This is a genomic window from Streptomyces sp. NBC_01622, assembly GCF_045209635.1.
Classification (GTDB): Bacteria; Actinomycetota; Actinomycetes; order Streptomycetales; family Streptomycetaceae; genus Streptomyces.
On the sequence record NZ_CP109293.1, the window covers coordinates 6,291,436 to 6,307,539 of the forward strand.

Below are 16,104 nucleotides of genomic sequence, written 5' to 3' on the forward strand. Positions count from 1 at the left end.
TTGGGCCGGGGGTGCGGCCTGTGCGGCGTGTATGTTCCGGGGCCGAGAGCCATGGAAGGGACCAATCCGGTGAACAAGAAGCTCGCGGCCGCACTGTCCGGCGGTGCGGTACTGGTACTGGCGCTGTCGGGATGCGGCGGCAGCGGCGACGACACTGACGCCAAGCTGGGCTCCTGGGCCAAGCAGGTCTGCCTCGCCGTCCAGCCGCAGGCGAAGAAGATCGAGGCCGCCAACACGGCGATCCAGAAGGAGACCTCGGACAACAGCACCCCGGAGCAGGTCCGGCAGACCGACTCGCAGGCCTTCCAGGACATGTCCGACGCCTACAAGGCGATCGGGGCCGCCGTGAACAGCGCCGGGGCGCCGGATGTCGACAAGGGCGCGGCGAAGCAGCAGAACGCCGTCAAGGAGCTCAACGACATCTCCGCGTCGTACGCCGCCCTGAAGAAGCAGGTCGACGGGCTCGACGTCAAGGACCAGGCGAAGTTCGCGGACGGCCTCAAGGGCATCGCGACCTCGCTGGACAAGCTCAGCAGCAGCGGGAACGACGCCCTGAAGACCCTCGAAGAGGGCGATGTCGGCAAGGCGATGACCAAGCAGGAGGCCTGCAAGTCGGCGTCCGCCTCGGCCTCGTCCGGGACCGCCTGACCTCGCCCGGTGAACGGCGCCTCCTGTAGGCAGCGATCTTTCAGTGACTGAAAGATGCCCCGGTACGCGTGCGTGCCGGGGCCTTCGCACGCGCGGGCACGTTGCCGGCCGGAGCGGCCACAATGGGGGCGTGAGTAACTCCACCCTGCCCACGCTGCCCGCAACCGACCGCCCGGAGGCCGCCGCCCGGCTCCGGGACGCCCTGCTCGGCGCCTCCTTCACCGCCGACGGACTGCTAGACCTCCTCGGCGCCCCCGCGTACGCGGCGCTGGCCCGCAGCGAGACCGTGCCGGCCCTCCGCGCGACCCGGGGCGACACCCCGCTGGAGACCCTGGTCCGCCTGTTCCTGCTCCAGCAGCCCGTGCCGCACGCACGCGTGCGGCACGTCCTTCCCGTCGCCGCGTGCGTGGAAAGCGGCTGGCTGGCGACCGTGGGCGGCGACGAGGTCGCCGCGACCGTGGACGTACGTCCCTACGGCGGGCCCGGTGGCGAGGACTGGTTCATCGTGTCCGACCTGGGGTGCGCGGTCGGCGGGGCCGGCGGTATCGCCAGCCGGGAGGAAGGCGTCGTCCTCGGGGTGGGCGGCGCGTCCACGACCCTCGCGGGCATCACCGTACGGACGCCGGTGGCCGCCGCGCTCGACCTCGGCACCGGTTCCGGCATCCAGGCGCTGCACGCGGCACAGCACGCCACGCGCGTGACGGCCACCGACGTCAACCCGCGCGCCCTGCACATCACCGCGCTCACCCTGGCGCTCTCCGGAGCACCGGCGGCCGACCTCCGCGAGGGCTCCCTCTTCGACCCGGTCCGCGACGACGAGACGTACGACCTGATCGTGTCGAACCCGCCGTTCGTGATCTCGCCTGGCGCTCGGCTGACCTACCGCGACGGCGGGATGGGCGGGGACGATCTGTGCCGGTCGCTCGTTCAGGAGGCGGGGGAGCGGTTGCGCGAGGGCGGATTCGCGCAGTTCCTCGCCAACTGGCAGCACGTGGAGGGGGAGGACTGGCAGGACCGGCTCAGGTCGTGGGTGCCGCGCGGCTGCGACGCGTGGATCGTCCAGCGCGAGGTCCAGGACGTCACGCAGTACGCCGAGTTGTGGCTCAGGGACGCCGGCGACCACCGGGGCGACCCGGCCGCGTACGAGGCGCTCTACGACGCGTGGCTCGACGAGTTCGAGGCGCGCAAGGTCAAGGCGGTGGGCTTCGGCTGGATCACCCTGCGCAGGACGGATTCCGACGCGCCCTCGATCACCGTCGAGGAGTGGCCGCACCCGGTCGAGCAGCCGCTCGGCGACACCGTGCGCGCGCACTTCGACCGCGTCGACCAGCTGCGCGCCCTCGATGACGCGGCCCTGCTCGCCGCCCACTTCAGGCTCGCCGACGAGGTCATCCAGGAACAGGTCGGCCTGCCCGGCGCCGAGGACCCCGAGCACGTCGTGCTGCGCCAGCACCGCGGCATGCGCCGGGCGACCAAGGTCGACACGGTCGGCGCGGGCTTCGCCGGCGTCTGCGACGGCAGCCTGAGCGCGGGCCGCATCCTGGACGCGATCGCCCAACTCGTGGGCGAGGACCCGGTCCTGCTCCGCGACCGGACGCCCGCGCAGATCCGGCTGCTCGTGGAGCAGGGGTTCCTGGAGCCCGTCGACTGACAGCCCGCGACGGCCCGTTCGCCGATCGTCCCGCCTCGCGCCGCGCCCGCGCCTGTTACGACTGAGGCCTGTCCGCACCACTGAGCCGTCTGTGTCCCCGCCCGGCGGGATCGGTGGGATTGGTACGGAAAGGCCCTCTTGTCAGTGGCGGGTGCGAGGCTACCTTCGGAGACAGGTTCCACGCGTCCTCGGGGGAGGCGCGCCGTCTCGGGGGAGGCGTGATGGCCGGGGATACGCCGGAGCAGGGTGAAGGCAGGATCGTCAACGGGCGCTACCGGCTGCTGCGCACGCTCGGTGCGGGCGGCATGGGCCGCGTATGGCTCGCGTACGACGAGGAGTTGGCCTGCGAGGTCGCCATCAAGGAGATCTCGCTGCTGGACGTCCCGAGGGACGCGAGCGAGCCCGCGCACCGCATCGCGCGGGCCCGCAGCGAGGCACGGCACGCCGCCCGGCTGCGCGGCCACCCGCATGTGGCGACGGTGCACGACGTGGTGATCCACGAGGGCCTGCCCTGGATCGTCATGGAGTACGTCCCCGACGGCGTCGACCTCCAGGCGGTCGTCCGGCGCTCCGGCCCGCTGCCGCCCGCACAGGTCGCCCGCATCGGCCTCGCCGTCCTCGACGCGCTCACCGCCGGGCACCGCATCGGCATCCTGCACCGGGATGTGAAACCGGCCAACATCCTTCTGGCACCGAACGCTTCGGGCGATCCCTACGCGCGCGTGCTGCTCACCGACTACGGCATCGCCCTCCAGCCCGAGTCCCGCGAACCCCGGCTCACCGCGACCGCCGGCATCCTCGGCACACCCGGCTACCTCGCCCCCGAGCGGGCCCGCGGCGAGCCGCCCACCCCGGCCGCCGACCTGTTCTCCCTGGGCGCCACGCTGTACGCGGCCGCCGAGGGCCGCGGCCCCTTCGACCGCCACGGCGACTACGCGACCCTCACGGCCCTCCTCGGCGAGGAACCCACGCCCGCCGTCCGCGCGGGTGAACTGGCGCCCGTACTCCAGGGGTTGCTGGTCAAGGACCCGGTCCTGAGGTCGACACCGGAGATGGCGGCACACGGTCTGGAGCGGGTCGCGCTGTCGGCCGGTCCGGTACCGGGGCACACGCCGGTGCCGGAGGGGTTCGGCCCGGCGCCGGGCGGCTGGTCCACCCCCGAACGGCCGCCGGGCAACGCCGACTTCGGGGCTCAGGGCCACGCCCCTGCCGGGCCTCCGGGCCAAGTCCAGGGCGGGCCGCCCGGATACGCCGTGGGCGGCGGTCCCTACGGCCCCCGGACGCCGGGTGGCCCCGGGGCCACCCACCAGGGCCCCGCGCCCTACGGTGACCAGCCCGCAGCCGCTCTCGGGGGCTTCACGCCCGCGGGCCGGCCCACTCCGGGCACCCCGGGCGTCCCGCAGACGCCCGGCGCACCGCCCACCCCCAACACGCCGAACACCCCGGGCGGCCCCGCGTCGCCGTACGCCCCGCAGGGGCAGGCCGGTTCGGGCGGGGCGTACGGCCAGTGGAATCCGTACGCGAACAGCCCCACGATGTCCTACCAGGGGGCCTATCCGGGTGCCCGGCAGGAGCCCTATCAGGGGGGCGCGGTTCCGCCGCCGTACGCGGGCGGTCAGGGGCCGACGTATCCCGGCGGCCCGGGGGTTGTCGGCAGCGGGCCACCCGGTGGGGGTCGGCGCCGGAAGCCGGTCGCGGTGGTCGGCGCCCTCGTGGTGGCCGTCGCGCTGGTGGTCGCCGGCGGGGTGTGGGCGGTGGCCACGCTGACCGGCGGCAAGGAAACGGCGGCGACGAAGAAGGCGTCCCCGTCCCCGTCCGTGTCGGCGTCGCCGACGGGCTCCGAGTATCCGTACGGCCAGGAGGTCGGGCTCAAGAAGGCGCTGCAGACCGGCGATTGCGTGCACGCGGTGTGGACCGGGACGGCGTTCCGGTCGCGGCCCAACCTCGGGGTCGTGAGCTGCGCGCACGATGTTCCGGACGGCCAGGTGATGGCGGTCGACACGGCGAGCGACTTCGCCGACGCCCGCGACCACGGGGCCGAGCGGTGCGCGGGCAAGGCGAAGGCGGCGGCCGACTCCCTGGCCGACGCGGACGTGTACGCGCTGACGCCGACACAGGCGGGTTTCGGGGCGGCCGGGGGCGGTACGGCGTGCCTCGTACTCGGCCGGCATGTGCCGATAGGCGGCGAGATAGGGCGCTTCCGGGACACCGGGTCGAACGTGTGGACCACCGAGATGAGCGTCGGCGACTGCTGGCTGTACGTCGACCACAAGACGTACTTCACCGCGACCCTGGCCGACTGTGCCGATCAGCACACCGACCAGGTGATCGGTTTTGTGACGGCTCCGAAGACGATGGCGTTCGAGGATGCGCTGCAGCAGGGGAACAAGCTGTGCGGCAACAAGTTCGAGTCGACTTGGGCGCCCGGAACCGACCGCTCCGTCTACGGGTATCTGTCCGACGAGAACAACTGGAAGGCCGGATTCAACTCGGTCGTGTGCACGGTGGGCCAGGCGGACCACTCCCGGACGACCGGGGCGATATCGTCCTCGGGCACGGCCGCCTGAGGGCTGTGCGCCGCGAATTCACCGGGGATTGGCCTGCCTGTCGCCCGCGGCTGCCAGCCTCCCGGACCGGGGTACCGGGTCGGGAGGGGACACATATGGAGAGCGGGCCGGCGATCTTCACGGGGTTGGTGTTCGCCCTGTTCGGAGGCGCGCTGCTGCTGTGGACCGCGGTCAGGGTGCGGCACCGCGAACCCGTCGCCCAGGGTGTGAACCAGGTCGCATCGGCGACCCTCGCGGGCGTTGTCGCGCTCGCCGCGCTCCTCCTCGGAACCTGGTGCTTCCTGCACGTCTGAGCACCGCAACCGGGCCGGGGTGCGGGTAACCGGGGGATCACCCTCCGGATCGTCCCGAAAAGGCCGGTGGGGACTCCGGGCGGCAGGAATGGCGGTAGTCGGGTTACCGTTCGAGTGGCCGTTGCGGGCTTTTCCCGTTTGACACGGGGGCGGGATGTACCGTCACACTCCGCAGCGTCACCATGACCCGACCCCGGGACCAAGCGGCCCCGCTTGCCCCAGGGGAGGCCCCAGCGTCGACCGGAGAGAAGAGCGAAGTTGTCCCCGACCAGCGAGACCGCACACGGCGGCCGCCGACTCGTCATTGTCGAGTCCCCTGCCAAGGCGAAGACGATCAAGGGCTACCTCGGCCCCGGATATGTCGTCGAGGCGAGCGTCGGGCACATCCGTGACCTTCCCAACGGCGCCGCCGAGGTGCCCGAGAAGTACACCGGCGAGGTGCGCCGCCTCGGCGTGGACGTCGACCACGACTTCGCGCCGATCTATGTGGTCAACGCCGACAAGCGGGCCCAGGTCAAGAAGCTCAAGGACCTGCTCAAGGACTCCGACGAACTCTTCCTCGCCACCGATGAGGACCGCGAGGGCGAGGCCATCGCGTGGCACCTCCTGGAGGTCCTGAAGCCCAAGGTCCCGGTCAAGCGCATGGTGTTCCACGAGATCACCAAGGACGCGATCCGCGCCGCGGTGGCCAACCCGCGCGACCTCAACCAGCCGCTGGTCGACGCCCAGGAGACCCGCCGTATCCTCGACCGCCTCTACGGCTACGAGGTCTCGCCGGTCCTGTGGAAGAAGGTCATGCCGCGCCTGTCGGCCGGCCGTGTCCAGTCCGTCGCGACCCGGCTCGTGGTCGAGCGGGAACGCGAGCGCATCGCTTTCCGTTCTGCTGAGTACTGGGACCTGACGGGCACCTTCGCGACCGGCCGCGCGGGGGACGCGTCGGACCCGTCGTCGCTGGTCGCCCGACTCCAGGCCGTCGACGGCAGGCGGGTCGCGCAGGGCCGCGACTTCGACTCCCTGGGACAGCTCAAGAGCGAGAACACCCTCCACCTCGACGAGGCGAACGCCCGCGCCCTCGCCGCCGCCCTGGAGAACACCGACTTCGCCGTCCGCTCCGTCGAGTCGAAGCCGTACCGACGCTCGCCGTACGCCCCGTTCCGTACGACGACGCTCCAGCAGGAGGCCAGCCGCAAGCTCGGCTTCGGCGCAAAGGCCACCATGCAGGTCGCGCAGAAGCTGTACGAGAACGGCTACATCACCTACATGCGTACGGACTCCACGACCCTGAGCGAGACGGCCGTCGGCGCCGCCCGCGCCCAGGTGACGCAGCTGTACGGCGCCGACTACCTGCCGGACCGGCCGCGCGTGTACGCCGGGAAGGTCAAGAACGCCCAGGAGGCGCACGAGGCGATCCGCCCCTCGGGTGATCGTTTCCGCACCCCCGCCGAGACCGGCCTGACCGGCGACCAGTTCAGGCTCTACGAGCTGATCTGGAAGCGGACCGTCGCCTCCCAGATGAAGGACGCGGTCGGCAACTCCGTCACCGTGAAGATCGCGGGCACCTCCTCCGACGGCCGGGACGCCGAGTTCAGCGCCTCCGGCAAGACGATCACCTTCCACGGCTTCCTGAAGGCCTACGTGGAGGGCGCCGACGACCCGAACGCCGAGCTGGACGACCGCGAGCGCCGGCTGCCCCAGGTCGCCGAGGGCGACGCGCTGACCGCCGAGGAGCTCACGGTCGACGGGCACGCCACCAAGCCCCCGGCCCGCTACACCGAGGCCAGCCTCGTCAAGGAGCTCGAAGAGCGCGAGATCGGCCGCCCGTCGACGTACGCGTCGATCATCGGCACCATCCTCGACCGCGGCTACGTCTTCAAGAAGGGCACGGCCCTGGTGCCGTCCTTCCTGTCCTTCGCCGTGGTCAACCTCCTGGAGAAGCACTTCGGCCGGCTCGTCGACTACAGCTTCACCGCCAAGATGGAGGACGACCTCGACCGCATCGCCAGTGGCGAGGCGCAGGCCGTGCCGTGGCTGCGGCGCTTCTACTTCGGTGAGGGCGAGGCGACCGGCGCCGCCGAGGCGGGCAACGGCGACGGCGACCACCTGGGCGGACTCAAGGAACTCGTCACCGACCTGGGCGCGATCGATGCCCGCGAGGTGTCGTCCTTCCCGGTCGGCAACGACATCATGCTCCGGGTGGGCCGCTACGGCCCCTACGTGGAGCGCGGCGAGAAGGACTCCGAGAACCACCAGCGCGCCGACGTCCCCGAGGACCTGGCCCCGGACGAGCTGACGGTCGACCTCGCGGAGGAGCTGCTCGCCAAGCCGAGCGGCGACTTCGAGCTGGGCGCCGACCCCGAGTCGGGCCACCAGATCATCGCCCGCGACGGCCGCTACGGCCCGTACGTCACCGAGGTGCTCCCCGAGGGCACCCCGAAGACCGGCAAGAACGCCGTCAAGCCGCGTACGGCCTCGCTGTTCAAGTCGATGTCCCTGGACACCGTGACGCTCGCCGACGCCCTCAAGCTGATGTCGCTGCCGCGCGTCGTCGGCAAGGACGCCGAGGGCGTGGAGATCACCGCGCAGAACGGGCGCTACGGGCCGTACCTGAAGAAGGGCACGGACTCCCGCTCACTGCAGACCGAGGACCAGCTCTTCACGATCACCCTCGAAGAGGCGCTGGAGATCTACTCCCAGCCCAAGCAGCGCGGCCGGGCCGCCGCCAAGCCGCCGCTGAAGGAACTGGGCGTGGACCCGGTCAGTGAGAAGCCCGTCGTCGTCAAGGACGGCCGCTTCGGGCCGTACGTCACCGACGGCGAGACCAACGCGACCCTGCGCTCCGGCGACAGCGTCGAGGAGATCAGCCCGGAGCGCGGCTACGAGCTGCTCGCCGAGAAGCGGGCCAAGTCGCCCGCCAAGAAGACGGCGAAGAAGGCCCCGGCGAAGAAGACGGCGGCCAAGAAGGCGCCCGCGAAGAAGACGACGACGGCCAAGAAGGCCGTCGCGAAGACGACGACGACGGCCAAGAAGGCCGTCGCGAAGACGACGACGGCAGCCAAGAAGACGACCACGGCCGCGAAGACGGCGACGGCCAAGAAGACGGCCACCTCCAAGGTGACGTCCGAGGACTGACGCCTGACGGGCCGTTGCCCGAGGCCTGAGCCGCACACGCTTCCTGCACCGCAAGGTCTCGAAACGAACGCCCCGGCATCACTTTGGTGTCGGGGTGTGCGCAGGTCCGGGCGGGCGCGGCTTGTTGTCGGTGGCTGCCGATAGGCTGAAAGCATGACGCCAGCCGAGCAGCCAACGGCCCACCAGCCGGCCCCCGACGACGCCCTTGTCGCGGACTCCCGCGAGCGTGCCGTCCGCGCCCTGCTGCGCCAGCCGCAGCTCAAGCGGTTGTGGAGCGCGCAGTTCGTGACGGGTGTCGGTGACACCCTCGCCCTGCTGGTCCTGGTCGTGCTCGCCCTCCAATCGGCGATCGCCCAGGGCTCGTTCGGCGGTGGCTATCGGGGTGTGGCGTTCGCGGTGGCGGCCGTCTTCGGGGCGCGCGTCCTGGCGACGCTGCTCTTCGGGGCGGTGCTCCTCGGCCCGCTCACCTCGCTCACCTCGCAGGACGGACCCCTCGACCGGCGCTGGACCATGGTCGGCGCGGACGGTCTGCGGGCCGCGCTGCTCATCGTCGCCCCGCTGTGGATCGACTGGACTCCGGACAACGCACTGGCCGTGCTCCTGGTGACCGCCTTCGTCACCGGAGTCGCCGAGCGCTTCTGGACGGTGTGCCGCGAGAGCGCGGCGCCCGCCCTGCTGCCGGCCCCGCCGCTGGAGGGCGCCACGGTCCGGCCACTGCCCGACCACATGGACGCCCTGCGCCGGCTGTCGCTGCGCACCAGCTTCGTGGCGATCCCCCTCGCCGCCGCGGCCCTCGTAGTGGCCGCGCTGCTCAACAACCTGCTGGGCACGGGCGTCGCCTGGTTCGCCCAGCACCAGGCGGCACTCGGTTCGTACGTCGCCGCCGGACTGTTCGCCGCGTCCCTCTCCGTGCTGACCGCCCTGGAAGTACCCGGTACCCGCACCCCACGCGCGCGGTCGCCGCTCGAAGGACTGCGCCGCCCCAGGACGGGCAACGGCATCGACAAGGGCCGTACGGGCGCGATCGCGCTGCTCGTGGTCGCCTGCGCGGCCGTCGCCGGGGCGATCTCCGCCGCCGTCGCCGTGTCCGTCCTTCAGGCCAAGGACCTCCACGGCGGCCCGGTGACCTTCGGGCTGCTGGTGCTCGGACTGACCGGCGGGGTCGTGCTGGGCATCCGTACGGCGCCCGCCCTGCTGCCCACGCTGTCCAGGCGCCGCCTGCTGACCCTGGCGATCGCCTTCACCGGCATCGCGCTGCTCGCCGCCGGCCTGGTCCCCGACCTCACCACCGTGCTGCTGATCGTCGCCCTGGCCGGCATCGGCGCGGGCGTGGCCGCCAACACCGGGCACACCCTCCTCGACCAGGAGGCAGAGGACTACCGCAGGGCCCGTACGACCGAGCACCTGCACGCGGTCGTACGGGTCTCCGTGGCACTCGGCGCGCTGATCGCCCCCCTGGTGGCCGCGCTGATCGGCCCGCACCGCCTGGAAAACGGCAAGTTCGTGTTCGCGCACGGCGGTGCCGCCTTCACGCTGATGCTGGTCGGCGCACTGCTGCTGCCCGTCGCCGCCCTGGTGCTGGCCAAGGTCGACGACCGCTCCGGAGTACCGCTGCGGCACGACCTGCGGGACGCGCTGCTCGGCGGCGACGACCCCGACACCGTGCCCGCGACCACCGGCTTCTTCATCGCCCTGGAGGGCGGCGACGGCGCCGGGAAGTCCACCCAGGCCGAAGCCCTCGCCGAGTGGATAAGGGGCAAGGGACACGAGGTCGTACTGACCCGCGAGCCCGGGGCGACACCGGTCGGCAAGCGGCTGCGGTCGATCCTGCTCGACGTGTCGTCGGCGGGACTGTCCCACCGCGCGGAGGCCCTGCTGTACGCGGCCGACCGCGCGGAGCACGTCGACACCGTCGTACGGCCCGCCCTGGAGCGCGGCGCGGTCGTCATCACCGACCGCTACATCGACTCGTCCGTCGCCTACCAGGGCGCCGGCAGGGACCTCTCCCCGACCGAGATCGCCCGCATCAACCGGTGGGCCACCGACGGACTCGTCCCGCACATGACCGTCCTGCTGGACGTCGACCCGGAGACCGCCCGCGAGCGGTTCACCGAGGCGCCGGACCGACTGGAGTCGGAGCCCGCCGAGTTCCACGCGCGCGTACGGTCCGGTTTCCTCACGCTGGCCGCCGCCGACCCCGGCCGCTACCTGGTGGTCGACGCCGGCCAGGAGCCGGAGGCCGTCACCACGGTCATCAGGCACCGCCTCGACACGGTCCTGCCGCTCTCCGAGGCCGAGATCAAGGCCCAGGAGGAGGCGCGCAAGGCCGCCGAGGAGGAGGCCCGCCGCAAGGCCGAGGAAGAGGCCGCCCGCAAGGCCGAGGAGGAGCGCCTGGAGCGCGAGCGCCAGGAGCGGCTCGCCCAGCTGCGGGCCGAGGAGGAGGAGCGCAAGCGGCGCGAGCTGGAGGAGGCTCAGCGCCGCGAGGCCGAACGCCAGGCCGAGGAGGCCCGCCAGCGCGCCGAGGACGCACGCAGGCGTGCCGAGGACGCACGCAGGCGTGCCGAGGAGGAGAAGGCCCGCCTCCTCGCCGAGGAAGAGGCCCGCGCCGCCGAGGAGGCCCGCCGCAGGGCCGAGGCCGACCGGTTGCGCAAGCAGGCCGAGGAGGAGGCCCGGCTGCGAGCCGAGGCCGAGGAGCGACGCCGCGAGAAGCAGCGCAAGGCCGAGGTGGCACTGCTCGCGGCCGAGGAGGCACGCCGCCTGGCGGCGGAGGCGGCGGCCGCCGCGGAGGTCGCCGTACGGCAGCCGACGGTTCCCGCCGCTCCGGAGGGCAGGTCCGAGGCGTCGACCGTGCAGACGCCGTTGGTGAAGCCGTCGGGCGCGAGCGGGCGGTCGGCGGACGAGACGGCTGTACTGCGGTCGGTGTCCGCGGACTCTGCGGCCCGCGACTCCGAGGCGACGGCGGAGCTGCCGCAGCCGCCCGCTCCCGAGGGGGCCGCGGACGAGACGGCGGTCCTGCCGCCGGTGTCCGCCGCCGAGGAGACGGCCGTACTGCCGCCCGTGCCGTCCGGTGCCGCCGACGAGACGGCCGTGCTGCCGCCGGTCGGTGCCGCGGACGAGACCGCGGTGCTGCCGCCGGTCCGCGACGACGATCCGTCGGACCGGGTGCCCGAGGGCTTCTTCCGCGACGAGCGTCGGGCCGACGGGACCGAGGACCGCACCCGCGAACTGCCCCAGGTCGACGAGCAGGGCACCCCCCGACGCCGGCCGCGCCCCGACTGGGCCGAGGAGACTCCGCTGGACGACCTCCCCTCACTGGCCGACGAACTGCTCGGCCCGCACGAGGCCGGCGACTTCGACCAGGACGACGACACGGGTCGCGGGCGGGGCCGCGGCCGGGGGCGCAGGGGCTGACGGCGACAGGGCGGGGGCGGGCTGCGTACTGCCTCCGGCCCCCGTTGTCAGTGGTGGCCCGCACAATGGATCGCGTAACCCGAAGCGTGACGAAAGGGCCGGTGACCCATGACCGTGTGGGATGACCTGGTGGGTCAGGAGAAGGTGAGCGAGCAGCTCGACGCCGCCGCTCGGGACGCCGACGCCTTCGTCACCGCGGCGACCAACGGCACGCCCCCGCCGGAGGCGTCGAAGATGACCCACGCCTGGCTGTTCACCGGCCCGCCCGGCGCGGGACGCAATCAGGCGGCGCGGGCCTTCGCCGCCGCGCTCCAGTGCGTGAGCCCCGACCGCGCGCTCGGCGGCAGCCCTGGCTGCGGCTTCTGCGACGGCTGTCATACGGCGCTGATCGGCACCCACGCCGACGTCACCACGGTCGCCGCCGTGGGCACCCAGATCCTCGCCGACGACATGCGGGACACGGTCCGCAAGTCGTTCACCTCGCCGGCGACCGGCCGCTGGCAGATCATCCTCGTCGAGGACGCCGAGCGGCTGAACGAGAAGTCGGCCAACGCCGTCCTCAAGGCCGTGGAGGAACCCGCCCCCCGCACGGTCTGGCTCCTCTGCGCCCCCTCGGTCGAGGACGTCCTCCCCACGATCCGCTCCCGCTGCCGCCACCTGAACCTGACGACGCCCGCGGTGGACGCCGTGGCCGACATGCTCGTACGCCGGGAGGGCATCGAACCGGCCGTGGCCGCGGCTGCCGCGTGCGCCACCCAGGGCCATGTCGACCGGGCCCGCCGCCTCGCCACGGATCCGGCCGCGCGCGAGCGCCGGGCCACCGTGCTGAAGCTGCCGCTGCGCGTCGACGACGTCGGCGGTTGCCTGAAGGCCGCGCAGGAGTTGGTCGACGCCGCCGCGGAGGACGCCAAGCAGCTGGCCGAGGAGGTGGACGGCAAGGAGACCGAGGAGATGAAGGCGGCGATGGGCGGTGGCCAGGGCAGCCGGATGCCCCGGGGCACGGCAGGTGTGATGAAAGACCTGGAGGACAAGCAGAAGCGCCGGAGAACGCGTACGCAGCGCGACAGTCTCGATCTCGCGCTGAGCGACCTCACCGCGTTCTACCGTGACGTCCTCGCCCTGCAGTTCGGCTCGCGGGTGGCGATCGCCAACGTGGACGCCGAGGACGCCCTGGAGCGGCTGGCCCGCGCCGGTTCCCCGGAGTCCACGCTGCGCCGTATCGACGCGATCGGCGCGTGCAGAGAGGCGCTCGACCGGAATGTGGCGCCGCTGCTCGCGGTGGAGGCGATGACCTTGGCGCTCAGAGCGGGCTGAACAGGGGAAGCGAAGTTGTGGGCGTGAGGTTGACGGGGTAACTCGTCCGGGGTGGATCACGCACGCACGGCATTTAAATGATCGCTCAGGGTTACGCTCGGTCGATGCACATCAGGCGCCCTCTCCGCCGGCGGACCCAGCCCAGCCAGGACGACCGAATTCAGCCGAGCCAGTCAAGTCACCGAAGCCGTCGGAGTCGTAGGGGCCCTCGGAGCGGTGGCGCGCTGTTGGCCGTGGCCGCGCTCCTCGTGTCCGCGTGTTCCGCGTGCTCCTCGGGGAGTTCGACGACAGCGGCGAGTCCGGCCGCGGCCGTGGTGCTGACCGCGCTGCCGCAGTCGACGCCGTCCACGCTCACGCGGTACTACGGGCAGAAGCTCAGCTGGCGCACCTGCGGTGTCCCCGGCTTCGAGTGCGCCACGATGAAGGCGCCGCTGGACTACGCCAAGCCCACCGCCGGGGACATCCGGCTCGCGGTCGCCCGCAAGAAGGCCACGGGCAAGGGCAAGCCGCTCGGTTCGCTGATGGTGAACCCGGGCGGGCCGGGCGGTTCGGCGGTCGGCTATCTCCAGCAGTACGCCGGGATCGGCTATCCGGCCACGGTCCGCGCCCGCTACGACATGGTCGCGATGGACCCCCGGGGCGTCGCCCGCAGCGAGCCCGTCGAGTGCCTCGACGGCCGGGCCATGGACACGTTCACACAGACCGACACCACCCCCGACGACAAGCGGGAGACCACCCGGCTCGTCGACGAGTACAAGAAGTTCGCGGAGGGCTGCGGCGCCCACTCGCCCGACGTACTGCGCCATGTCTCCACGGTCGAGGCGGCCCGGGACATGGACATCCTGCGGACGGTACTGGGGGACCGGAAACTGACGTATGTGGGGGCGTCGTACGGGACGTTCCTCGGGGCGACGTACGCCGGGCTGTTCCCCGACCGGGTCGGCCGCATGGTCCTGGACGGCGCGATGGACCCCTCCCTCCCCGCGCGCCGTATGAACCTCGACCAGACGGCGGGCTTCGAGACGGCGTTCCAGTCCTTCGCGAAGGACTGCGTACGGCAGACGGACTGCCCGCTCGGCGGCAAGGGCACGACGCCCGCCAAGGCCGGGACGAACCTCAAGGCCTTCTTCCGCAAGCTCGACGCACACCCGATCTCCACCGGCGACGCGGACGGCCGCAAGCTCGGCGAGGCGCTCGCCACCACCGGCGTGATCGCGGCCATGTACGACGGGGCGTCCTGGCCGCAGCTGCGCGAGGCGCTGACGTCGGCGATGAAGGAGAACGACGGCGCGGGCCTCCTCGTCCTCTCCGACAGCTACTACGAGCGTGACGCCGACGGCCGCTACTCGAACCTGATGTTCGCCAACACCGCCGTGAACTGCCTCGACCTCCCGGCCGCGTTCTCGACCACCGGCCAGGTCGAGCAGGCGCTCCCCGCGTTCGAGAAGGCGTCCCCGGTCTTCGGCGACGGCCTCGCCTGGGCCTCCCTGAACTGCGCGTACTGGCCGGTCAAGGCGACGGGCGAACCGCACCGTATCGAGGCGAAGGGCGCCGCCCCGATCGTGGTCGTCGGCACGACCCGCGACCCGGCGACCCCGTACCGCTGGGCCCAGTCCCTGGCCCGCCAGCTCACCTCGGCCCGCCTCCTCACCTACGTCGGCGACGGCCACACCGCCTACGGCCGCGGCAGCACGTGCATCGACTCCGCGATCGACACGTATCTGCTCCGCGGGACCCCGCCGACGGAGGGAAAGCGCTGCTCGTAGCGTCGGTGCGGCTGGGGGCGGGGGTGCCGCCGGGGGGTGTACGGAGCACCCCCGGAAACTGTGTAGACTTTCCGACGTTGCTGATCGCACCATGGTGCGGACAGCGCGCCGCCTTAGCTCAGATGGCCAGAGCAACGCACTCGTAATGCGTAGGTCTCGGGTTCGAATCCCGAAGGCGGCTCCATGGTAAACCCCAGGTCAGGCCTCTGACCTGGGGTTTATTGTTTCGGGTGACCTTGGAATCCGGACTGAGCGGACACGTTCAGTCTGTGCATCGCAATGCGTAGGTCGAAGGTGCGGTCTCTGTGGCGATTCCTAGGTGACTTGCCCCTGAGCTGGTCTTTTGTGGCGGCGTTGGCGATAGCTGACGTTCCGTCAAGGGCAAGGTGCGGCCAATGTGCGGCCATGCGTGCAGTCACGGCGCTGGGATGGCCATCAAGGGCGGCATTTCTGGGCTCAGTTGTTGACCGATTCCTTGTGGGGTTTCGACAACCAGGCCGTTCAGATTCCGATGAGGACGGCTGGCCCTTTGGCTCGCGGCGGCAGTGTGATCCGTGGTCCGTCGCTCTCGTGGGTCTCCGACAACAGCGGCGCACTCCATGGGTATCTCACCGACGGGCAGCAGGTATCCCTCGACGGCTGGCGGTAGCGACCCCGACCCCGTGTTGTCTGTCGGGGCAGGACGGCATTGAACTCGGCGACCCGCTGAGGACCTTCGCCATAGGGCCGGTGGAGTTGCGAATGCGGGCGTGTGCCACGCGGCGATCGTGGACCGCTCGTTAATACCCGAGCATCATCCTCAACGAAGTGTCCGCGAGCGCCGATCCCCTCAAGCTGCTGCGGTTGCTCGGCATCAGGGAGAAAACCGCCATGCGGTATGTCACCGCCGCTCGCCCGAGCGCGCCGCCAAACTCCTGGGTGACCGGCGCGCCGGTCTCAGTCCGCGGCGACGGGCTCGGGCAGTTCGGTCGGTTGGTCGCGGACGCCCAGGCGCAGGTGCTCGACGTGGTAGAGGGCCTGGTCGAGGAGTTCGGCGACGTGATTGTCGTAGAGGGCGTAGATGATCGAGCGCCCGTGCCGCTCGCCGGTGACCAGGCCGAGGTTGCGCAGCAGGCGTAGCTGGTGGGAGCAGGCCGAGGCTTCCATGCCGACGGCGTCGGCGAGGTCGCCGACCGAGCAGGGACCCTCCTGGAGCCGGGCCAGGATGTGCAGCCGGGAGGGGGTGGCGAGGGCCTGGAGAGTGGCGGCGACGTCGGCGGTGCCGACCGCGTCGAGCCGCTCGCGCGTGGTGGCACTGCTGGTGGCGTCGGTTCCGTGGCCCATGT

The 16,104-nt window shown here is 71.9% G+C and carries 9 protein-coding genes and 1 tRNA gene; 9 read left to right on the forward strand and 1 reads right to left on the reverse strand.

Features of this window, described 5'->3' with window-relative positions; all coding sequences use genetic code 11:
- Window positions 1–51: 51 nt before the first annotated feature.
- The 9 genes from OH768_RS28985 to OH768_RS29025 all read left to right on the forward strand — a co-directional run bounded on the left by OH768_RS28985 (window position 52) and on the right by OH768_RS29025 (window position 14,963).
- Window positions 52–648: a small secreted protein gene (locus OH768_RS28985; protein WP_406458411.1), complete on the forward strand. Its 597-nt coding sequence runs from the start codon at window positions 52–54 to the stop codon at window positions 646–648.
- A 130-nt stretch (window positions 649–778) separates the two neighbouring features.
- Window positions 779–2,299, forward strand: coding sequence for a methyltransferase (locus OH768_RS28990; RefSeq protein ID WP_406458413.1), 1,521 nt, complete (start codon window positions 779–781; stop codon window positions 2,297–2,299).
- Between the two features lie 221 nt (window positions 2,300–2,520).
- Window positions 2,521–4,866 carry a protein kinase domain-containing protein gene (locus OH768_RS28995; protein ID WP_406458415.1) on the forward strand — a complete coding sequence of 782 codons (2,346 nt, stop codon included), beginning with the start codon at window positions 2,521–2,523 and terminating at the stop codon, window positions 4,864–4,866.
- A gap of 95 nt (window positions 4,867–4,961) precedes the next feature.
- A complete protein-coding gene (locus tag OH768_RS29000; protein WP_406458417.1) occupies window positions 4,962–5,159 on the forward strand; it encodes a hypothetical protein in 198 nt (65 codons plus the stop codon).
- A gap of 258 nt (window positions 5,160–5,417) precedes the next feature.
- The gene (gene topA, locus OH768_RS29005) at window positions 5,418–8,288 is read left to right on the forward strand and encodes a type I DNA topoisomerase (protein WP_406458419.1); all 2,871 of its coding nucleotides are present in this window, start codon (window positions 5,418–5,420) and stop codon (window positions 8,286–8,288) included.
- A gap of 153 nt (window positions 8,289–8,441) precedes the next feature.
- Window positions 8,442–11,699, forward strand: coding sequence for a dTMP kinase (gene tmk / locus OH768_RS29010; protein WP_406458421.1), 3,258 nt, complete (start codon window positions 8,442–8,444; stop codon window positions 11,697–11,699).
- 108 nt (window positions 11,700–11,807) lie between these two features.
- A complete protein-coding gene (locus OH768_RS29015) occupies window positions 11,808–13,013 on the forward strand; it encodes a DNA polymerase III subunit delta' (RefSeq protein WP_406458423.1) in 1,206 nt (401 codons plus the stop codon).
- 104 nt (window positions 13,014–13,117) lie between these two features.
- On the forward strand, window positions 13,118–14,779 hold the full coding sequence (locus OH768_RS29020; protein WP_406458425.1) for an alpha/beta hydrolase: 1,662 nt from the start codon (window positions 13,118–13,120) through the stop codon (window positions 14,777–14,779).
- Window positions 14,780–14,886: 107 nt separating this feature from the next.
- Window positions 14,887–14,963 (forward strand) — tRNA-Thr (locus OH768_RS29025).
- Window positions 14,964–15,715: 752 nt separating this feature from the next.
- Here OH768_RS29025 and OH768_RS29030 read toward each other — a convergent pair.
- A complete protein-coding gene (locus OH768_RS29030) occupies window positions 15,716–16,102 on the reverse strand; it encodes an ArsR/SmtB family transcription factor (protein WP_406458427.1) in 387 nt (128 codons plus the stop codon).
- Window positions 16,103–16,104 lie beyond the last annotated feature (2 nt).